At 77.1% G+C, this 19,465-nt stretch carries 20 protein-coding genes and 1 riboswitch; of the genes, 16 read left to right on the plus strand and 4 right to left on the minus strand.

Translation table 11 applies throughout. The features are described from left to right. Nucleotides 1-14: 14 nt before the first annotated feature. On the minus strand, nucleotides 15-2,006 hold the full coding sequence (locus tag ACI79V_RS22025; RefSeq protein WP_456892744.1) for an acetoacetate--CoA ligase: 1,992 nt from the start codon (nucleotides 2,004-2,006) through the stop codon (nucleotides 15-17). Nucleotides 2,007-2,240: 234 nt separating this feature from the next. Here ACI79V_RS22025 and ACI79V_RS22030 point away from each other — a divergent pair, with 234 nt between their 5' ends. From ACI79V_RS22030 to ACI79V_RS22065, 8 genes are all read left to right on the plus strand, one after another. Further along, the gene (locus ACI79V_RS22030) at nucleotides 2,241-3,071 is read left to right on the plus strand and encodes a hypothetical protein (protein WP_456892746.1); all 831 of its coding nucleotides are present in this window, start codon (nucleotides 2,241-2,243) and stop codon (nucleotides 3,069-3,071) included. A gap of 94 nt (nucleotides 3,072-3,165) precedes the next feature. Next, nucleotides 3,166-4,422: a hypothetical protein gene (locus ACI79V_RS22035; RefSeq protein WP_456892748.1), complete on the plus strand. Its 1,257-nt coding sequence runs from the start codon at nucleotides 3,166-3,168 to the stop codon at nucleotides 4,420-4,422. A 70-nt stretch (nucleotides 4,423-4,492) separates the two neighbouring features. Continuing rightward, a complete protein-coding gene (locus ACI79V_RS22040) occupies nucleotides 4,493-4,894 on the plus strand; it encodes a DUF2237 family protein (RefSeq protein WP_456877445.1) in 402 nt (133 codons plus the stop codon). Nucleotides 4,895-4,944: 50 nt separating this feature from the next. Then, the gene (locus ACI79V_RS22045) at nucleotides 4,945-5,439 is read left to right on the plus strand and encodes a glutathione peroxidase (protein WP_456892750.1); all 495 of its coding nucleotides are present in this window, start codon (nucleotides 4,945-4,947) and stop codon (nucleotides 5,437-5,439) included. Between the two features lie 69 nt (nucleotides 5,440-5,508). Then, nucleotides 5,509-6,225 carry a mycothiol-dependent nitroreductase Rv2466c family protein gene (locus ACI79V_RS22050; RefSeq protein WP_456892752.1) on the plus strand — a complete coding sequence of 239 codons (717 nt, stop codon included), beginning with the start codon at nucleotides 5,509-5,511 and terminating at the stop codon, nucleotides 6,223-6,225. 63 nt (nucleotides 6,226-6,288) lie between these two features. Then, on the plus strand, nucleotides 6,289-7,359 hold the full coding sequence (locus ACI79V_RS22055; protein WP_456892754.1) for a FecCD family ABC transporter permease: 1,071 nt from the start codon (nucleotides 6,289-6,291) through the stop codon (nucleotides 7,357-7,359). 10 nt (nucleotides 7,360-7,369) lie between these two features. Then, nucleotides 7,370-8,479: a FecCD family ABC transporter permease gene (locus ACI79V_RS22060; RefSeq protein ID WP_456892756.1), complete on the plus strand. Its 1,110-nt coding sequence runs from the start codon at nucleotides 7,370-7,372 to the stop codon at nucleotides 8,477-8,479. Further along, on the plus strand, nucleotides 8,476-9,312 hold the full coding sequence (locus ACI79V_RS22065; RefSeq protein WP_456892758.1) for an ABC transporter ATP-binding protein: 837 nt from the start codon (nucleotides 8,476-8,478) through the stop codon (nucleotides 9,310-9,312). Before ACI79V_RS22060 ends, ACI79V_RS22065 begins: the two co-directional genes overlap by 4 nt. A 118-nt stretch (nucleotides 9,313-9,430) precedes the next feature. On the opposite strand, the gene ACI79V_RS22070 is transcribed toward ACI79V_RS22065, so the two are convergent. Further along, nucleotides 9,431-10,375, minus strand: a complete 945-nt coding sequence (locus ACI79V_RS22070) for a siderophore-interacting protein (protein ID WP_456892760.1) — start codon at nucleotides 10,373-10,375, stop codon at nucleotides 9,431-9,433. A 111-nt stretch (nucleotides 10,376-10,486) separates the two neighbouring features. Between ACI79V_RS22070 and ACI79V_RS22075 the strand changes: the two genes are divergently transcribed. After that, complete coding sequence (locus ACI79V_RS22075) at nucleotides 10,487-11,488, plus strand: ABC transporter substrate-binding protein (protein ID WP_456892762.1); 1,002 nt, start codon at nucleotides 10,487-10,489, stop codon at nucleotides 11,486-11,488. Here ACI79V_RS22075 and ACI79V_RS22080 read toward each other — a convergent pair. Together ACI79V_RS22080 and ACI79V_RS22085 are read right to left on the minus strand one after the other, a co-directional pair. Continuing rightward, a complete protein-coding gene (locus ACI79V_RS22080) occupies nucleotides 11,485-12,456 on the minus strand; it encodes an EamA family transporter (RefSeq protein ID WP_456892764.1) in 972 nt (323 codons plus the stop codon). The two genes, ACI79V_RS22075 and ACI79V_RS22080, sit on opposite strands and share 4 nt — an antisense overlap. Nucleotides 12,457-12,503: 47 nt before the next feature. After that, nucleotides 12,504-12,902: a VOC family protein gene (locus tag ACI79V_RS22085; protein WP_456892778.1), complete on the minus strand. Its 399-nt coding sequence runs from the start codon at nucleotides 12,900-12,902 to the stop codon at nucleotides 12,504-12,506. Between the two features lie 118 nt (nucleotides 12,903-13,020). Here ACI79V_RS22085 and ACI79V_RS22090 point away from each other — a divergent pair, with 118 nt between their 5' ends. From ACI79V_RS22090 to metX, 7 genes are all read left to right on the plus strand, one after another. Next, complete coding sequence (locus ACI79V_RS22090) at nucleotides 13,021-13,389, plus strand: hypothetical protein (protein WP_456892766.1); 369 nt, start codon at nucleotides 13,021-13,023, stop codon at nucleotides 13,387-13,389. Between the two features lie 29 nt (nucleotides 13,390-13,418). Continuing rightward, complete coding sequence (locus tag ACI79V_RS22095) at nucleotides 13,419-14,201, plus strand: thioesterase family protein (RefSeq protein ID WP_456892767.1); 783 nt, start codon at nucleotides 13,419-13,421, stop codon at nucleotides 14,199-14,201. A 66-nt stretch (nucleotides 14,202-14,267) separates the two neighbouring features. Further along, nucleotides 14,268-15,158: a mechanosensitive ion channel family protein gene (locus ACI79V_RS22100; RefSeq protein ID WP_456892769.1), complete on the plus strand. Its 891-nt coding sequence runs from the start codon at nucleotides 14,268-14,270 to the stop codon at nucleotides 15,156-15,158. Further along, entirely contained in the window at nucleotides 15,155-15,655 is a 501-nt protein-coding gene (locus tag ACI79V_RS22105) for a hypothetical protein (protein ID WP_456892771.1), read from the plus strand. The genes ACI79V_RS22100 and ACI79V_RS22105 overlap by 4 nt, the downstream gene beginning before the upstream one ends. A gap of 25 nt (nucleotides 15,656-15,680) precedes the next feature. Further along, nucleotides 15,681-16,727, plus strand: a complete 1,047-nt coding sequence (locus ACI79V_RS22110) for a nitronate monooxygenase (protein ID WP_456892773.1) — start codon at nucleotides 15,681-15,683, stop codon at nucleotides 16,725-16,727. Nucleotides 16,728-16,748: 21 nt separating this feature from the next. Next, a riboswitch (SAM riboswitch) is annotated at nucleotides 16,749-16,866 on the plus strand. A 42-nt stretch (nucleotides 16,867-16,908) separates the two neighbouring features. Then, a complete protein-coding gene (locus ACI79V_RS22115) occupies nucleotides 16,909-18,201 on the plus strand; it encodes a bifunctional o-acetylhomoserine/o-acetylserine sulfhydrylase (protein ID WP_456892775.1) in 1,293 nt (430 codons plus the stop codon). 1 nt (nucleotide 18,202) lies between these two features. After that, nucleotides 18,203-19,324 (plus strand): homoserine O-acetyltransferase MetX, encoded by a 1,122-nt coding sequence (gene metX, locus ACI79V_RS22120; protein WP_456892777.1) that lies wholly within the window; start codon nucleotides 18,203-18,205, stop codon nucleotides 19,322-19,324. The last annotated feature ends 141 nt before the right edge of the window (nucleotides 19,325-19,465 follow it).

Below are 19,465 nucleotides of genomic sequence, written 5' to 3' on the forward strand. Positions count from 1 at the left end.
CCCGGCCGGTCCGGTCAGCGAGCGCCGCGCTCCCGGGCCAGCGCGACGTAGTGCTCGACCAGCGAGGCGTCGTCGACCGCTCCGGGGTTGACCGCCATCTCCGGCGGCACGCCCTGGAACAGCCGCTTGAGCGGCACCTCCAGCCGCTTGCCGGTGCGGGTGTGCGGGACGCCGGGGACGACGACGATCTCGTCGGGCACGTGCCGCGGGCTGGCCGAGGTCCGGATCGCGGCGCGGATGCGCCCGGCGAGGTCGTCGGTGAGCTCGGCGCCGGGCGCCAGCTGCACGAACAGCGGCATCCAGTAGCCGCCGTCGCGCTGCTCGACGCCGAGGACGACGCAGTCGGCGACCTCGGGGAAGCCCTCGACGGCGGCGTAGATGTCGGCGGTGCCCATGCGCACGCCGCCGCGGTTGAGCGTGGAGTCCGAGCGGCCGGTGATGACGCAGGTGCCGCGCTCGGTGACCTCCATCCAGTCGCCGTGCCGCCACACGCCCGGCCACGGCTCGAAGTAGGCCTCGCGGTAGCGGCTGCCGTCGGGGTCGTTCCAGAAGTGCAGCGGCATCGTGGGCATCGGCTCGGTGATGACCAGCTCGCCGAGCTCGCCGACGACGGGCCGGCCGTCCTCGTCCCACGCCGCCGCGGCGACGCCGAGCATCGGCCGCTGCAGCTCCCCGGCGGTGACCGGGAGCAGCAGGGTGCTGCCGATGAACCCGGTCGCGACGTCGGTGCCGCCCGACACCGAGGCGAGGAAGACGTCGCTGCCCACCGCGTCGTACACCCAGTGGAACGCCGACTCCGGCAGCGGTGAGCCGGTCGACCCGATCGTCCGCAGCGCCGAGAGGTCGTGGGTCTCCCCCGGCCGGACGCCGGCCTTCTCGCAGGCGACGAGGTACCCGGCGCTGGTGCCGAGGTAGGTGATGCCGGTGCGCGCGGCGAGGGCGAACTGGGCGTCGACCGAGGGGTACGCCGGGGCGCCGTCGTGGACGACCACGGTGGCGCCGCGCAGCAGCGCCGAGGTGGCGATGTTCCACATGATCCAGGCGGTGGAGGCGTACCAGTAGAAGCGGTCGCCCGGGCCGACGTCGCCGTGCAGGCCCAGCTGCTTGTGCTGCTCGAGCACGACCCCGCCGTGCCCGTGCACGATGCCCTTCGGCAGGCCCGTGGTGCCCGAGGAGTAGACGATCCACAGCGGGGCGTCGAACGGCAGCGCCTCGAACTCCGGCTCCTGCACCTCGGCGACGACGTCGGCCCAGGCCAGCGCGTCGTCGGGCAGTTCGCCGGGGAACAGCCGGGGGACGGCGACCGTCGTCCGCACGCTGGGCAGGGCCGCGCGCAGCTCCGCGACGACGTCGCGCCGGTCGTAGGACCTGCCGTTGAACCGGTACCCGTCGACGGCGACCAGCACGGTCGGCTCGATCTGGGCGAACCGGTCGAGGACGGCGCGGGTGCCGAAGTCCGGTGCGCACGAGGACCACACCGCGCCGATCGACGCGGCGCCGAGGAACGCGACGACCGCCTCGGGGACGTTGGGCAGGTACCCGGCGACGCGGTCCCCGCGCCGCACCCCGAGCCGGCGCAGGGTGGCGGCGAACGCGCCGACCCGGCCGCGCAGGTCGGCCCAGGAGACCTCGACCGGCTCGGCGTCCTCGGCCACCGCGACCAGCGCCGGATGCGCGTCGGTGGCGTGCCGCAGCGCCTGCTCGGCGTAGTTCAGCGTGGCGCCGGGGAACCAGACCGCGCCGGGCATGCTCCGGTGGGGGAGCACCCGGTCGTCGGGGACGCCGGGCAGCACCCCGGACCAGGCGGCGACGTCGGCCCAGAACTGGTCGAGGTGTCCGACCGACCAGCGCCAGATCGCGTCGTAGTCCGTCGGGTCGAGGTCGAGCCCGCGGCGCGCGGCCACCTCGCGGGCGAACCCCGCCAGCCGGGTCGCCTCCCGGGACTCCTGCGTCGGCTGCCACAGGACGGCGGGGCCGGTCGCGGCGCCGGGAGTGTCGAGGGTCACGCCGGGACTCTGCCACCGCCGGGCGCCCATCGGGTGACCGGGGCGGTGCCCCGGTGGACCGGACGGTCACGTCCCGTCGGCCCGGTTCCCCTGATCGGGCGACTCCCGTTTCGCGGTGACCGTGGGTTGCAATCCATGTGCTGAGTGTCACGACGGCACGGCGGGGGAGGTGCGATGGCCGGACGACCCGGACCGGGAGGCCGTCGCGCCCGCCTGCGCCGGTGGAGCGGCCGCGTGATGGTCCTGGCCGGCGTCGGTGCCGGCGTGTGGCTGGCCGGCCAGACGGCCGCCGCCGCGGACGACGTCGTCCCCGCGCCCGCCTCGGTACAGCAGCTCCTGGGTGGGGCGACGGCGCCGCTGCCCGAGGTCCTGCCCCCGGTCGTGCCGCCGGTCGTCGAGACGGTGACCGAGACGGTGGCGCCGGTCGTCGCGCCCGTGACCGGCGCGCTCGCCCCGGTGACCGACGCGCTCGACCCGGTGCTCGCGCCCGTGGGCGAGGCCCTCGCACCGGTCACCGAGGCCCTGGCGCCCGTCACCGACGTCCTGGCCCCGGTCACCGACGCGGTCGCGCCCGTTCCCGAGGTCCTCGAGCCGGTGACCGGGGTGCTGCCGCCCGTCCCCGGTCAGGGCGACGTGCCGCCGCCCGGCGCCGCTCCCGCGGCCTCCCCCGCACCGACCGCGCCGCCGTCCGCCGCCGCGCCGGTGGACGCCTCCGCCCCGGCGGCCCCGGGCGCCGTGGCCCCGAGCCCGGGGTCGCCGGACGCCGGGCCGACGGCCACCCCCGCCGGCCCGGTCGTCCCCGCGCCGTCCGCGCCCGCCGCCGCCGTCGTCCCCGCGCAGCCGCTGCCCGTCCCGCCGGTCGCCCCGGCCGCGCCGGTGGTCCCGGCCGTGCCGGCGCCGGCGGGCACGGCGGCGTCCGGGGCCGGCGCCGACCGCGACCAGCCCTCCGCCGACCTCGCCGAGGCCGCCCGCGCCGCGCTCGTCCGCGCGGCCGGTGCCGTCTCCGCCGGCGCCCGCGAGGCCGCGGCCGCCGACCCGGTCGACCCCGCCACCTCTCCCGACTGAGTGCTGCGCCGCCGGCTCCCCCGCCGGCCGAGCGCACGACCCCCGCCGTCCCGTCCGGGACCGGGGTCCCCAGCACCCAGTCAGGAGACCTCTCATGGACCGATGGGCCACCCGTGCCCTGCGCGTGGCGTTGCTGACCGGCGGCCTGCTGGCCGTCGGGACCGGCGTCGCCTCGGCGTCCGACGACCTCGACGTGACCGTGCCGGTCACCGTCACCGACAACGCGGTGGGCGTCCTCGGCGACGTCCCCGTCGACGGCGGCCTCGAGCTGCCCGCCGTCTCGGCCGAGCTCACCGCCGACCTCGGCCCCGCCACCGTCTCGGTGCCCGTGACGATCGGCGGCAACGACGCCGCGGTCGCCGGCGGCGAGGTCGCCCAGGCGCCGGCCGCGCCCCCGCCCGCCGAACCGGCCGACGTCGCCGTCCCGGTCACCGTGACGGGCAACGCCGTCGGCGTCCTCGGCGACGCGTCGGCCACCGGCACCGCCCCGGCGGCGCCGCCGGCCGCGGTGGCCGTGCCCGTGACCGTCTGCGGCACCGGCGCCGGCGTGCTCGGCGACGCGGCCGGCCAGTGCACCCCGGCCGGCGGCGGCACGACCGGGATCGACGGTCCGGCCGGTGACCTGCTCGACGTCGCCGTGCCGGTCACCGTCTGCGGCACCGGCGTGGGCGTGCTCGGCGACGCCGCCGCGGACTGCGCCCTGCCGGGCGGCAGCGGGTCCGGGGACGGCGCGGGTGACGGCGCCCTCGTCGACGTCGACGTGCCCGTGACCGTGTGCGGCACCGTCGTCGGCCTGCTCGGCGACGCGTCGGCCGACTGCGCCCCGCCGGCGGACGGCGCCGGCACCGGTGGTGGTGACGGCACCGGCGGCGGTGACGGGACCGGCATCGACGTCCCGGTGACCGTCTGCGGCGTGGGGCTCGGCCTGCTCGGCGACGCGTCGGCCGACTGCTCGCCGTCCGCCGGCCCCACGCCACCGGCCGGCCCGCAGCAGCCGGGTCTGCAGCCGGGTCACCCGCAGGCCGGCGGCCAGGCCGGGGACCGGCCCGCCGACGGGGCGCCCTCCCGGCCGGCCGCCTGGACCGGCTCCCGGAGCGGTATCTGGCCCGGCCCGTGGACCGGCCCGTGGACGGGCTCCTGGACCGGCCCGTGGACCGGGACCTGGTCGGCCGCGTCGTCCGGCGCGTGGTCCGACTCCGGTAGCGCGGCGGCCGGGGACTCCGGCACCGCCGGCGGGCGCCTGGCCTACACCGGCACCGACACCACCGGGGTGCTGGGCAAGGGCCTGCTGGCCCTGCTGCTGGGCGCGGTGCTGACCCTGTCCGCCCGGCGCCGGCCGGTGACCGGCTGACCACCCGCGGGCCCGGCCGACCGCACCGTCGGCCGGGCCCGCGGCACGCCCGCTCTGCCACCATCCGCCCATGACCGAGCCGGAGACCGAGCGCAACGTGCTGGGTGGGGAACTCGAGCCCTGCGGGACCGAGCCGCTGACCGGCTTCTTCCGCGACGGGACCTGCCGCAGCGGGCCGGAGGACCTCGGGAGCCACACGGTGTGCGCCGTGGTGTCGCGGGAGTTCCTCGCCCTGCAGCGCGAGCTCGGCAACGACCTCACCACGCCGCGCCCGGAGTACGGGTTCCCGGGCCTGCGCCCCGGTGACCGCTGGTGCGTCGTCGCGGTGCGCTGGCTGCAGGCCTACCGCGCCGGGGCGGCGGCCGGCGTGGTGCTGGCGGCCACCAACGCGCGGGCGCTGGAGGTGGTACCGCTGTCGGCGCTGCGCCAGCACGCCGTCGACGTCCCCGACGACGTCCGCGGTCTGGACTGAGGGGATGATCGGCGGGGCGCCCGCACCCCGTCCCGCACCGAGGAGCCCCCGTGACCGACCTGCTCGACCTGCCCGTCGCGACCCTGCAGGGCGAGGACACCACGCTCGGCGAGCTGACCGGCCGCCGCCCGGCGCTGCTGGTCAACGTGGCCAGCCGGTGCGGCCTGACCCCGCAGTACACCCAGCTCGAGCAGCTGCAGCGCGAGTACGGCCCCCGCGGGTTCACCGTCGTCGGCCTGCCCTGCAACCAGTTCGCCGGACAGGAGCCGGGCACCGCCGAGGAGATCGCCGGCTTCTGCTCGGCCACCTACGGCGTCACGTTCCCCATGACGGACAAGATCGAGGTCAACGGGGAGGGAGCGCACCCGGTGTACCAGCGGCTGGCCACGGCCGCCGACGCGAACGGCGAGGCCGGCCCGGTGCAGTGGAACTTCGAGAAGTTCCTGGTCGACGCCGACGGCGCGGTCGTCGCGCGGTTCCGGCCGACGACCGACCCGGGCGCACCCGAGGTCCGCACCGCGATCGAGGCCCTCCTGCCGAGCTGACGCCCCGCGGGGCGCAGCCGATGTCGCGATGAAGGCACGGGATCGCGGCGGCAGGTGCAGCATGGAGCCGTGGCCGACCTGCACTTCTACTTCGACCCCGTCTGCCCCTTCGCCTGGCTGACCAGCAGGTGGGTGCGCCTGGTCGCCGCGCGGCGCGCCTACGGCGTCGACTGGCGGCTGATCTCGCTGCGGCTGCTCAACGCGCACGTCGACTACGCCGCGCACTTCCCGCCCGAGTACGAGGAGGGCCACACCGCGGGCCTGCGGCTGCTGCGGGTGTTCGCGCAGACGCGCGAGCAGCACGGGCGGGCGGCGGTCGGCGTCCTCTACGAGCACCTCGGGCAGCGGGTGTTCGAGACCGAGCCCGACCGTCCCGGCACCGCGGCCCGGCGCGGCACCGCCGCCTACCTGGAGCCGGTCCTCGACCGGGCCGGGCTGCCGCGGGACCTGGCCGCCGCGCTCGACGACGACCGCTGGGACGGCGTGCTGCAGGCCGAGACCGACGAGGCACTGAGCCTGACCGGCCGCGACGTCGGCACGCCGATCCTGCACTTCGAGCCGCCGGACGGCATCGCGTTCTTCGGCCCGGTGATCAGCCGGGTGCCCGCGGAGGACCGCGCGGCGGAGCTGTGGGACCACGTGGTGGGCCTGGCCCGCTTCCCGGGCTTCGCCGAGCTCAAGCGCAGCCTGCGCGAGCGGCCGCAGCTGCCCGCGGCGGGCGTGGCACCCGGCCAGGTCGGGGTGGAGGAGGAGTGGCGCGCAGGGAGCCGCCGGCTGGACGGGTGAGCACACCGTCCGGCCACGGACTAAGGTGAGCCTCACCTAGCCCCCGCCGTCCGGAGCTCGCCGGTGCCCGTCCCCAGCGCCACCTGCCCCCCTGCGGCGACCCCGGGGACCGTCGGGCGCCCGGCCCGCGCCACCCGCACCCGGCGCCGCGTGCTCGGCGTCCTCGTCCTGGCCGGGCTGGTCGTCGTCGCCTGTGCGGCGAGCATCGCGATCGGCACCCGCCCGCTGGGCCTGGGCACCGTCTGGACCGCGCTCACCGACCGCTCGCTGGGCACCGAGGAGGCGGTGATCGTCTGGGACCTGCGGGTCCCGCGGACGGCGCTGGGCCTCATGGTCGGCGCCGCGCTCGGCGTCTCCGGCGCGCTGATGCAGGGCCACACCCGCAACCCGCTGGGCGACCCCGGCCTGCTGGGCATCACCGCCGGGGCCTCGTTCGCCGTCGTCCTGGCGATCACGCTGCTGGGCGTCGGCACGCCGTCGGGCTACGTGTGGTTCGCCTTCGCCGGGGCCCTGGCCGGCACGGTCGCCGTGTTCGTGCTCGGCTCGGTGGGCAAGGGCGGGGCCACCCCGGTCACCCTCGCGCTGGCCGGGGCGGCGCTGTCCGCGCTGCTGTTCGCGCTGGTCCGGGCACTGCTGGTCAGCGACTCCGACTCCCTCGACGCCTTCCGGTTCTGGGTGGTCGGCGCGCTGGCCGGCCGCGGTGCCGACGTCGCCTGGCAGGTGGCGCCGTTCATCGCCGCCGGCCTGGTGCTCGCGCTGCTCAACGCGCCCGCCCTGGACCTGCTCGGCATGGGCGAGGACGTCGCCCGCGGCCTGGGCCAGCAGGTGTGGCTGGCCCGCGGGCTCGGGCTGGCCGCGGTCACCCTGCTGGCCGGCGCGGCCACCGCCGCCTGCGGCCCGATCGCCTTCGTCGGGCTGGTGGTGCCGCACGTGGTCCGGGCGTTCACCGGGCCGGCGCACCGGTGGCTGGTGCCCTGCTCCGGCCTGCTGGGCGCGGTGCTGCTGCTCTCCGCCGACGTCGTCGGCCGGGTGGTCGCCCGTCCCGGTGAGCTGCAGGTGGGCATCGTGCTCGCGCTCGTCGGCAGCCCGTTCTTCGTGGCGCTGGTCCGCCGCCGCCGGACGGCGACACTGTGAGGGCCGAGCCGTGACCGCCTCCGTCGACGCCGTCCGGCAGACGACGCCGCCCGAGCCCGGCGGGCGCCCGGCCGGCCGCGCGGTCACGGTGCGGATCGGGCCGGTCTCGGCGCGGTTCCGCTGGCGCTCGGTCGTCGTCCCGCTGGCCGCGCTCGCCGTCGTCGTGCTGCTGGCGGCGGCCAGCCTGGGCCGCGGCGACTACCCCCTCGGCATCGGTGACGTGCTGCGGACGCTGGTGGGCGCCGGCGTGGAGAGCCACCGGTTCATCGTGCTGGAGCTGCGTGCCCCGCGGACGCTGGTCGGGGTGCTGGTGGGCCTGGCGCTGGGCCTGGCCGGGGCGGTGTTCCAGACCTTCGCCCGCAACCCGCTGGCCTCCCCCGACGTCCTCGGCATCACCCAGGGCGCCTCGGTCGGCGCGGTCGCGGCGATCGTGCTCGGCGGCAGCGGCTCGGCCGGCGCGCTGCTCGGCGGCCTCGGGGTGCCGCTGGCCGCGCTGCTCGGTGCGCTGGTCGCGGGTGCCCTGCTGTTCGTCCTCGCCTGGCGCGCCGGGCTCGACGGCTTCCGCCTCGTGCTGGTGGGCATCGCGCTGTGGACCGCCGGCCAGGCGCTCACCGACTGGCTGCTCACCCGCGCGGAGATCTACGACGCCGCGGCCGCGTACGTGTGGATCACCGGCTCGCTCAACGCCCGCACCTGGGACCAGGCCGCGCAGCTGGCGCTCTCCCTCGCGGTGCTGGTCCCCCTCGCGCTGGCCGCCGGGCGCGTCCTGGGCGTCCTGCAGTTCGGCGACGACACCGCCCGCGGTCTCGGCGTCCGGCTGGCCAGGGCACAGGCGGCGGTGGTCGTCGTCGCGGTCCTGCTGGTCGCGGCGGCGGTGGCCGCGGCCGGTCCGATCGCGTTCGTGGCGCTCGTCGTGCCGCAGATCGCCGTCCGGCTGACCGGGGGCTCGCGGCCGCCGCTGCTGGCCTCGGGCCTGCTCGGCGCCGCGCTGGTCACCGGCGCCGACCTGCTCACCCGCACCGTCCTGCCCGAGGCGCTCCCGGTCGGCATCCTCACCGCCGCCGTCGGCGCGCCCTACCTCCTCTGGCTGCTCGTCCGCGGGAGGCGGACCCCCGCATGACCACCTCCACCTCCGAGGCGCCCGTGCACGTGCCCACCCCCGTCCCCCCGGTCCGCCTGGCCGCCGAGGACCTGCGCCTGGCCTACGACGACCGGGTGGTCGTCGACGGGCTCGACCTCACCCTCACCGACGGCTCGTTCACCGCGATCGTCGGCCCCAACGGCTGCGGCAAGTCCACGCTGCTGCGCGCGCTGGGCCGGTTGCTGCGCCCGGCGGCCGGCCGGGTGCTGCTCGACGGCCGGTCGATCGCGAGGACGCCGACCCGCGAGGTGGCCCGCGTCCTCGGCCTGCTGCCGCAGACGCCGGTGGCGCCGGCCGGCCTGACCGTGGCCGACCTGGTCGCCCGCGGCCGGCACCCGCACCAGAGCTGGCTGCAGCAGTGGTCGCGCGAGGACGAGGCCGTCGTCGCCGAGGCGCTGGCCTGGACCGACATGGCCGACCTCGGCGACCGCCCGGTCGACGAGCTCTCCGGCGGGCAGCGGCAGCGGGCCTGGATCTCCATGGCGCTGGCGCAGCAGACCGACCTGCTCCTGCTCGACGAGCCGACGACCTACCTGGACCTCTCCCACCAGATCGACGTGCTGGAGCTGGTGTCCCGGCTGCACGCCGAGCGGGGCCGCACGGTGGTCGTCGTGCTGCACGACCTCAACCTCGCCGCCCGGTACGCGCAGCGGCTGGTGGCCATGCGCGACGGCGTCCTGGTCGCGTCGGGCACGCCGCACGAGGTGCTGACCGAGCAGCTGCTGGCCGACGTCTTCGACCTCGAGGCCCGCGTGGTGCCCGACCCGGTGACCGGCACGCCGATGGTGGTCCCGGTCCGCCGCCTCCGCTGACCCCGCGGGGGGGGTGACCGGGGATCAGGGTCCCTGATCCCCGGGCGTCCTCCCTCTCGTCCCACCGTGGGGGAGGACGCTCCACGATCAGGGACCCTGATCGTGGAACGGCATCCCGTCAGGACTCCGAGCGGCCCTCGCGCCAGTAGCCCATGAACGCCACCGCGCGCCGGTCGACGCCGAGGTCGGCGACCAGGTGCCGGCGCAGCCGCTTGACCACCCCGGCCTCACCGGCCAGCCACGCGTAGCAGCCCGCGCCCGCCTCCGGGTCCTCGGGGACCTCCCACAGCGGCTCGGCATCGAGGTCGACGTCCTCCGGGGCGGCGCCCGGCGCCGCGGCGACGCCGAGGTCGACCAGCGCGGCGTGGACGGCGGGGACGAGCAGCTCGCCGCGCGGGCGGTCGGCGCGGGCCAGCCAGCGCACGCTCACCCCCTCGGGCAGCCGCAGGTCCTGCACGTCGCCGGCCTGCGGCACCTCCAGGACGGCGACGGCGCGCCGCCCGGTCGGCAGGGACTCCAGGATCGCGCCGACCGCGGGGACGGCGGTCTCGTCGCCGGCCAGCAGCAGGCAGCGCGCGGTCGCGGGCGGCGCCCACTCGACCCCCCAGGCGCGGCCGCGACCGGGCCGATCCGGGCCCATGAGCACGACCGGGTCGCCCGGCGCGGCGTGCGCGGCCCAGGTCGCGGCCGGGCCGGCGTGCCCGTCGTCGACGCCGTGCAGGACGACGTCGAGGTCGACCTCGGCCACCTCCGGCCGCGCCGCGCGCACGGTGTAGGTGCGCAGCACCGGCCGGCGCTCCTCCGGCAGCGCGCACCAGGCGGGGTACCACTCGGAGCCGGCGGCGTGCAGCTCGGCCAGCGCGCTCGGGTCGGGGGCGAGGACGAGCTTGACCCGCTGGTCGTCACCGGCCACGCCGAACCCGCCCAGCCGCGGCCCGGTGAGGGTGACCCGGACCATCGACGGGCCCAGCGGGCGCACCCGCGCGACGACCGTCTCGAAGAACAGCCACTGCGGCAGCGCGGCGGCCGGGGCCTCGGTCGTCGCGGTCTCGGTCGTGGTCACTGCGGTCTCCGCTCTCCCGGTCGGACGGCCCGGGCGGACCGCGAGTAAGGCAAGGCTAACCTCTCCGCTGCCCGCAGGGGAGTCCCCCTGCCCGACCTGCGAGGAGACCCCGTGTCCCGACCCCCGCGCCCGCTCGGCGCCGCCCTGGCGCTCACCGCGCTGCTCGCCGCGAGCGCCTGCTCGACCGCCGAGGACACCCAGGCGGCCGCCTCGTCCGGGCCGGGCTGGTCGTTCACCGACGACGTCGGCACCACCGTCGAGCTCGACGCGCGGCCCGAGCGGGTCGCCGGCCTCAACGACGTCGCGTCGTCGCTGTGGAACCTCGGCATCGAGCCGGTGGCGACCTTCGGCCAGACCTCGGCCGCCGACGACGTGCAGTTCGAGGGGCGCGACCTGTCCGGGGTGGAGATCGTCGGCGAGAGCTACGGCGCGATCGACCTCGAGGCGCTGGCCGCCGCCGATCCCGACGTCGTCGTGACCACGGTCTACCCGGTGGACTCCGAGGGGACGCTGGACGGGACCCAGCCGCTGTACGGGTTCGAGTCGCTGGAGCAGCAGGAGCAGGTCGCGCGGATCGCCCCGGTGATCGCGATCGCCTGGCGCGGGTCGGCCGCCGACGTCATCGAGCGCACCGCCGAGCTGGCCGGGGCGCTCGGAGCCGACCTGGACGGCCCGGAGGCCAGCGCGGCCCGGCAGGCCTACGAGCAGGCGTCGGCCGAACTCACCGAGGCCGCCTCCTCCGGCGTCACCGTGCTGCCGGTGGCGGCCTACCCCGACGAGGGCTTCTACATGGCCAAGGCCGCCGACGACCCGTCGCTGCGCCTCTACCGGGACCTCGGCGTCCGGTTCGTCGACCCGGGCGGCGAGGGGTACTTCTGGCAGACGGCGGGCTGGGAGCGCGTGCCGCAGCACCCCAGCGACGTCCTGCTGTACTCGCTGCGCGGCGCGATGACGCCCGAGCAGATGTCCGGCCAGCCCACCTACCGGCTGCTGCCGGCCGTGCAGGCCGGACAGGTGCACCCGTGGGAGTACATCGGCATGGACCACGCCGCCCAGGCCCGCTACATGGAACGGCTGGCCGGCTGGCTGCGCGACGCCCGGAAGGTGACCTAGGAGGGCAGCGGCGCCGGCGTCTCCGGGAGGGGCGCCGGCGCCGGACGGGCGCGGGCGCGGGCGGTCTGGGCGAGCGCGATGCCGCCGAGGACGACCAGCCCGCCGAGGACCTGCCAGCCGGTGAGCACCTGCTCCAGCCACAGCCACGCGACCACCGAGGCGAACACCGGCTCGATCGTGGCCACCAGCCCGGCGGTCGTGGGCGGCAGGTGCCGCAGCGCGGCGATCGACAGCCAGAACGGCGTGATCGCCCCCAGGACGACGATCCACAGCACCAGCACCCACAGCGGCAGCGCCACCGCACCCAGCGAGACCGGCACCCGGTCGGCGAGGACGGCGGGGTCGAAGGGCGTCCACGGCGCGGCGACCGCCCAGAACAACGCCGCGGTCACGAAGCTCCAGCAGGTCAGCGCCACCGGGTCGCGCTCGGCCGTGCCGCGCTCGCCCAGCAGGTAGTAGGTGGCCAGGCAGACCGCCGCGGCCAGGCCCGCGACGACGCCGAGCAGGTCCAGCGAGCCCCCGCCCTGCCACACCTGCGCGACCAGCACCAGGCCGCCCAGTGACAGCGTCAGCGCCAGCCAGATGCGCGGGCGCACCGGCTCCTTCCGCACCAGCCGCACCCACAGCGCGATCCAGACCGGCGCGATCATCTCGAAGACCAGCGCGATACCGACCGGCAGCCGCCCGATGGCGACGTAGTACAGGAACTGCGTCAGGGCGACGCCGACCACGCCGAACGCGGCGACCAGCGGCACCTCGCGCCAGGTCAGCCGCAGCCGCCGCGGCGCGAGGACCGCGAGCGCGACCAGCAGCCCGGCCGCCGCACCGGCGCAGCGCATCGCCGTCAGCCAGGTCGGCGGGACGCCGGCCCGCAGCGCCAGCGCGGACACCGTGCCGTTGACGGCGAACAGGCCCGCCGCGGCGAGGGTGAGCAGGTAGCCGACGGCGGGCCGGCGGATGAGCGGCACCCGTCCGACTGTAGCGGGCGTAGCGGCAAACGCCGCCTACCGGGGGGTCACTGTCCCTGAGCCGGGTCCATCCACATGACCTCCCAGACGTGGCCGTCGGGGTCGGTGAAGCTCGAGCCGTACAGGAAGCCGTGGTCCTGGGCCGGCATCCAGCGCCCGCCACCGGCGCCGAGGGCCTTCTCCACCAGCTGGTCGACCTCCTCGCGGCTCTCGCAGGAGAGCGCGTACAGCGCCGCCGTCGCCGCCCGCGGGTCGGCGACCTGCGTCCCGTCGGGGACGAAGCCGCGCATCTTCTCGCGGGTCATCAGCTGGAGGAAGATCGTGTCGCTGACGACCACCGAGGCCGACGAGTCGTCGGAGAACTGCTCGTTGATCGAGAAGCCGAGCACGGTGTAGAAGGCGCGGCTGGCCGCCACGTCGGCGACCGGCAGGTTGAGGAAGACCATGCGCACGGGGCACTCCGTCCGTCGGGGGCCCGGCGGGCCCGTCGCGAGGGGAGACGGCCCGGTGCCGCGGAACTCATCGCGCGCGTGGCGCCCGGGGACGCCGGGCACCCTCGACGGCGTGAGCGAACCCCGGCCGCCCTGGTCCCGCCGCCGTCGCCGGCTGCTCACCTGGCTCGCGCTCGGCGCGGCGGCCGGCGGCCTGGGCGCGGTCACGCTGCCCGCGGAGGCCGGGGTGACGGCGGCCTACCTGGGCGCGTTGTGCGCGCTGCTGCTCGTCATGGCGGCGGTGCTCTTCTTCGCGGTCCCCGGGCCGGACACGGTCGGCACGCTGCTGCGCTCCACGCCGCTGGCCGGCGCGGTGTGCGTCGTGGCCGCCCTGCTGGCGCTGTCGACCGAGGGTCAGTCGCTGCGCTGGCTGTGGTGGACCGCCGCGGGCGCGGCCGCCGTGTGGGTCGCCACGGCGGCGTGGCTGACCCGCCGCAGCTGACCGGGCGGCACCCGGCGAGACTGCCCGGCGTGGACCTGCCCCCCGCCTTCTACCTCAACGACGGCGACGGGTTCGCCGCCACCGCGCTGACCATCGGGCCGTGGGACCCGGGCCTGCAGCACGCCGGCCCGCCCGCCGCGCTGCTGGCGCGCGAGGTCGAGCGCACCGGCGGGATCGACGGCGGCCAGCCGGTGCGGCTGGCCTTCGACGTCCTCGGCCCGGTGCCGGTGGGCCCGGTGCGGGTGGGCGCGCGGGTGCTGCGCCCGGGCCGCCGGATCGAGCTGGTCGAGGCGACGCTTCAGGCCGGCGGGCGGCCGGTGATGCGGCTGACCGCCTGGCGGATGCGCGCCCGCGACTCCGCCGCCGCCGCGCACCCGCCGCAGCGGTTCCCGGTCGGGCCGCAGGACGGCCGGCCCGCGGCGTTCTCGGTCTTCCGCCAGGAGGTCGCCTACCACCGGTCGCTGGAGTGGCGCGAGGCCGGCGGCTCGATCAGAGGGACCGGCCCGGCCGCGACGTGGACCCGGCCGCTGTGCGCCCTCGTCGACGGCGAGCCGATCACGCCGCTGCAGCACCTGCTGGTGATGACCGACGCGGCCAGCGGCATCTCCGCGGCGCTGGACTGGTCGCAGGCCACCTTCGCCAACGTCGACCTCGTCGTCGCGCTGTTCCGGCAGCCGGCCGGGCAGTGGCTGGCGATGGACGCCGTCACCACGCTGGGGCCCACCGGGATCGGGCAGTGCGCGGCCGACCTCTACGACACGGAGGGGCAGGTCGGCCGCTCGGTCGCCTCGCTGTTCGTCGAGCCGCGCTGAGCGGCCCGCCCGGGCGGACCGGTTGGATGGGGGCAGGACGCGACACGGACGGAGGACCTGACCGCCATGGGGCCGCTGACCGACCTGCTCGACTGGCTCGCCGGCCGCGGCCTGGAGATCGTGCTGATCATCCTCGGCTCGGTGCTGATCGCCCGCTTCATCACCTGGGTGGGCACGCGGATCACCGACCGCATCGACGCGCGCTCCACCGACGGCGACGTGCTGGTCCGCTCGGAGGCCGCCAAGCACCGGCACTCGCTGACCCAGGTGATCACCTGGGCGCTGATCGTCATGGTCTACGCGGTGGCGGTCTTCTACGTGCTCGCCCGCCTCGGCGTCCCGGTCACCGGGCTGGTGGCGCCGGCCACCGTGCTCGGCGTCGGGCTGGGCTTCGGCGCGCAGCGCATCGTCGGCGACGTCCTGGCCGGGTTCTTCCTCATCACCGAGCGGCAGTACGGCTTCGGCGACGTCGTCTCGATCCAGGTGGTCGGCGGCGGTGACCCGGCCGAGGGCACGGTCGAGGACGTCACGCTGCGGATCACCCGGCTGCGCTCGGCCGACGGCGAGGTGGTCACCCTCCCGAACGGGCAGATCGTCAAGGTCGTCAACCTCTCCCGCGACTGGGCGCGCGCGGTGGTCGACGTCCCCGTGCCGACCAGCGCCGACGTCACCCGGGTCAACGAGATCCTCCACGAGGTCGGCCGGGAGGCCTTCGCCGACGCCGGGCTGCGCCGGCTGCTGCTCGACGAGCCCAGCGTCATGGGCGTGGAGAGCATCGACCTCGAGCAGGTCAACGTGCGGGTGGTGGCGCGGACCCTGCCCGGGCGGCAGTTCGACGTGGGCCGCGACCTGCGCGAGCGGATCGTGCTGGCCTTCGCCCGCGCCGGGCTGACGCTGACGCCGAGTCCCGAGCCGGCTGCCCTGCCCGTTCGCCCCGCGCCGGCGGCGAAGCCGTGACCGTCCCCGGCGCCCCCCGCCCCGCCGAGCCCACCGGCGGACCCGGCTCCGGCGGCGACCCGGCCGCCCGCGGCCGCTTCGGCCTGTCCGTCCTGCGCCGCACGCCCGGCCACATCGGACGGGCCCGCACCTCGACCGTGGTGCTGGTCCTGCTCTTCCTCGGCCTGGGCCTGCTCTACCTCTACGTGCGGCCCGCCCCGGCCGGCACCGACCCGGCGGGCACCACGACGGTGACCACGCCCGCCCCCGCGCCGGCCGGCACCACGCCGCCCGCCACCGAGGCCCCCACCACCGAGGCCCCCACCACCGAGGCGCCCACCACCGCGGACCCGACCAGCGAGGCGCCGGCGACCACGCCGGAGGAGACCGCCCCGCCGACGACGGAGCCCCCGGCCGGCACGACCGGGGAGACGCCGTCCGAGCCGGTCCCGACGACCACCCGCGGGCCGGCGACGACGCCCGGGTCGGGACCGACGACCGTCTCCCCGCCCGGCTGACCCGGACGGGCGGAGGATGAGCGGCATGGTCCTGGGACTGCGCCGGCCGGTCGTGCAGGCACCGATGGCCGGCGGGCCCTCCACGCCCGCGCTCGCGGCTGCGGTGTCCGAAGGGGGCGGGCTGGGCTGCCTCGCTGCCGGGTACCGGACGCCGTCGGCGGTGCGCGAGGAGGTGCACGCCGTCCGGGCGCTGACCGGGCAGCGGTTCGCGGTCAACGTCTTCCTGCCCGGACCGCCGGCCGACGCCGACGCCGTGCGCCGCTACGCCGAGCGGCTCCGGCCCGAGGCCCGGCGCTGGGGCGTCGACCTGGGCGAGCCCCGGGCCGACGACGACGCCTGGGAGGACAAGGTCGCCCTGCTCGCCGAGGAGCGGGTGCCGGTGGTCTCGTTCACCTTCGGCCTGCCCCGCCCGGACGTGGTCGCCGCGCTGCACGCCGCCGGGTCCACCGTGCTCGTCACCGTCACCACCCCCGAGGAGGCGGTCGCGGCCCGCGACGGCGGCGCCGACGCGCTGGTCGTGCAGGGCATCGAGGCCGGCGGGCACCGGGGCGGACCGTCCGACCGGGACGGCGAGGGCGAGTACGGGCTGCTGCCGCTGCTCCGCCTCGTCGCCCGGGCCGTCGACCTGCCGCTGGTCGCCGCCGGCGGGATCCCCGACGGCGCCGCCGTCGCCGCGGTCCTGGTGGCCGGGGCGGAGGCCGCGCAACTGGGCACGGCGTTCCTCCGCTGCCCCGAGGCGGGCACCGCCCCGGCGCACCGCGAGGCGCTCACCACCTCCGGGCGCACGGCGCTGACCCGCGCCTTCAGCGGCCGGCGCGCCCGCGGGCTGGTCAACCGCTTCCTCACCGAGCACTCCCCCGCCGCCCCGGCGGCCTACCCCCAGGTCCACCACCTGACCTCGCCGCTGCGCGCGGCGGCCCGGCGGGCCGGCGACCCCGGGGGGCAGAGCATGTGGGCCGGGCAGGCGCACCGCCTGGCCGAGGCCGTCCCCGCCGCCGAGCTGGTGCGGCGCCTCGACGACGACGCCCGGGCCGCGCTCGCCCGCGTGCACCCCGGGAACGACCGCCGCTGACCTGGGCTATCGTCGGGGCAGGCTCACGAGAGGCAGCGCGAAGCACCTGGCTTGCTGCCCGGCAACCTCTTCCTCCGTCTGAGGTGCTCCCAGGGGAAGAGCCGGCCGTGCGGCGCCCGCTGCCCGGCAAGGACGGAGCACCTGTGCGCCGCAGGTCCTCCGGAGCGAGAGGAGACGGCGCGTGACCGACCCGAAGAGCTGGAGCTTCGAGACCCGGCAGATCCACGCCGGCACCAGCCCCGACCCCACGACGGGCGCCCGGGCGCTGCCCATCTACGCCACCACCAGCTACCAGTTCCGCGACACCCAGCACGCCGCGGACCTGTTCGCGCTGGCCGAGCTGGGCAACATCTACACGCGGATCATGAACCCCACGCAGGACGCGCTCGAGCAGCGCGTGGCCTCCCTCGAGGGCGGGGTCGCGGCGCTCGCGGTGGCCAGCGGCCAGGCGGCGGAGACCCTCGCACTGCTCAACGTCGCCGAGGCCGGCAGCCACGTCGTCGCCTCCGCCTCGCTCTACGGCGGCACGTACAACCTGCTGCACCACTCGCTGCCCAAGCTCGGCGTCGAGGTCTCCTTCGTGGAGGACCCCGACGACCCGCAGAACTGGCAGGCGCTCGTCCGCGAGAACACCAAGGCGTTCTACGGCGAGTCGATCGGCAACCCCAAGGGCGACGTCCTCGACATCGCCGCGGTCGCCGAGGTGGCCCACCGCAACGGCGTGCCGCTGATCGTCGACAACACCATCGCCACGCCCTACCTGGTGCGCCCGCTCGAGCACGGCGCCGACGTCGTCGTCCACTCGGCCACCAAGTACCTCGGCGGCCACGGCACCGCGATCGCCGGGCTCATCGTCGACGGCGGCGGCTTCGACTGGACCAGCGGGAAGTTCCCCGGCTTCACCACGCCGGACCCGACCTACCACGGCGTCGTCTACGCCGACCTCGGCGCCCCGGCCTACGCGCTCAAGGCCCGGGTGCAGCTGCTGCGCGACCTCGGCCCGGCGATCAGCCCGTTCAACGCCTGGCTGGTCGTCCAGGGCATCGAGACGCTGTCGCTGCGGATGGAGCGGCACGTGGCCAACGCCCAGCGGGTGGCCGAGTTCCTCGAGGCCCACGACGAGGTGGAGTCGGTGCACTACGCCGGCCTGCCGTCCTCGCCGTGGTACGCCGCCCACCAGCGCTACGCCCCGAAGGGCGCCGGGGCGGTGCTCGCCTTCGAGATCCGCGGCGGGATCGAGGCCGGCCGGCGGTTCGTCGAGGGCCTGGAGCTGCACAGCCACGTCGCCAACATCGGCGACGTGCGCAGCCTGGTCATCCACCCGGCGTCCACGACGCACTCGCAGCTGACCGCGGAGGAGCAGCTGACCACCGGCGTCACGCCCGGTCTGGTGCGGCTGGCCGCCGGCCTGGAGGGCATCGAGGACATCCTGGCCGACCTCGAGGCCGGGTTCCGCAGCGCCAAGGGGGCCTGACGTGACGGGGGTGAGGGACGCCCCGGCGTCCCTCACCCCGCCGCACACCGGCGGGTGGCGCGACGGCGACCCCACCGGGGACCGGCTGTTCCTCGACCTGGACGGCCCGGTCCGGCTGGAGCGCGGCGGGGTGCTGCCCGGCGTCCGGGTCGCCTACGAGACGTGGGGGACGCTCGCGCCCGACGGCGGCAACGCGGTGCTGGTCGAGCACGCGCTGACCGGCGACAGCCACGTCACCGGCCCCGCCGGACCCGGCCACCCGACGCCGGGCTGGTGGGCGCCGCTGGTCGGGCCGGGCGCGCCGCTGGACACCGACCGGCTCTTCGTCGTCTGCGCCAACGTGCTCGGCGGCTGCCAGGGCACCACCGGGCCGTCGTCGACGGCGCCCGACGGCCGCCCGTGGGGATCGCGGTTCCCCGAGGTGACCGTCGCTGACCAGGTGCTGGTCGAGGCCGCGCTGGCCGACGCGCTCGGCGTCCGCCGGTGGGCCGCCGTCGTCGGCGGGTCGATGGGCGGCATGCGGGCGCTGGAGTGGGCGGTCGCGCTGCCCGACCGGGTGGCCGGGCTGTTCTTCCTCGCCTCGGGTGCCGCGGTCACCGCCGACCAGCTGGGCACCCAGACCACCCAGCAGGCCGCCATCCGCGCCGACCCCGCGTGGGCGGGCGGTGACCACCTCCCGGGTCCGGGACCGGTCGCGGGCCTCGGTGTCGCGCGGCGGATCGCGCACCTCACCTACCGCAGCGCGTTCGAGCTCGAGGAGCGGTTCGGCGCCACGGTCCAGGACGACGGCCGCTTCGCCGTCGCCTCCTACCTCGACCACCACGCCGACAAGCTCGCCCGCCGCTTCGACGCCGGCAGCTACGTGGTGCTCACCGAGGCGATGAACACCTGGGACGTCGGCCGCGGCCGCGGCGGCGTGGAGGCGGCGCTGGCCCGCGTGACGGCCCGCGCCGTCGTGGCCGGGGTCGACAGCGACCGGCTCTACCCGCTGGGGCTGCAGCAGCGGGTGGCCGACGCGCTCGGGGTGCCGCTGCGGGTGCTGTCCTCGCCGTACGGGCACGACGGCTTCCTCGTCGAGGCCGACGCCGTCGGCGCGCTGGTGCGCGAGCTGCTGGGCACCTGAGGTCCCGCTTCCCCTCCCCCGGGGGGGGGGGGGGGGGGGGGGGGGGGGGGGGGGGGGGGGGGGGGGGGGGGGGGGGGGGGGGGGGGGGGGCGGGGGGGGGGGGGGGGGGGGGGGGGGGGGGGCGGGGCGGGCGGGCGGGGG

The organism is Geodermatophilus sp. SYSU D00700 (assembly GCF_054050255.1).

Coding starts and splice junctions, on each gene's coding strand:
- ACI79V_RS22100 (WP_456892769.1), top strand. CDS start 14,268: ATGGGGCCGCTGACCGACCTGCTCGACTGGCTCGCCGGCCGCGGCCTG.
- ACI79V_RS22110 (WP_456892773.1), top strand. CDS start 15,681: ATGGTCCTGGGACTGCGCCGGCCGGTCGTGCAGGCACCGATGGCCGGC.
- ACI79V_RS22085 (WP_456892778.1), bottom strand. CDS start 12,902: ATGGTCTTCCTCAACCTGCCGGTCGCCGACGTGGCGGCCAGCCGCGCC.
- ACI79V_RS22035 (WP_456892748.1), top strand. CDS start 3,166: ATGGACCGATGGGCCACCCGTGCCCTGCGCGTGGCGTTGCTGACCGGC.
- ACI79V_RS22065 (WP_456892758.1), top strand. CDS start 8,476: ATGACCACCTCCACCTCCGAGGCGCCCGTGCACGTGCCCACCCCCGTC.
- ACI79V_RS22040 (WP_456877445.1), top strand. CDS start 4,493: ATGACCGAGCCGGAGACCGAGCGCAACGTGCTGGGTGGGGAACTCGAG.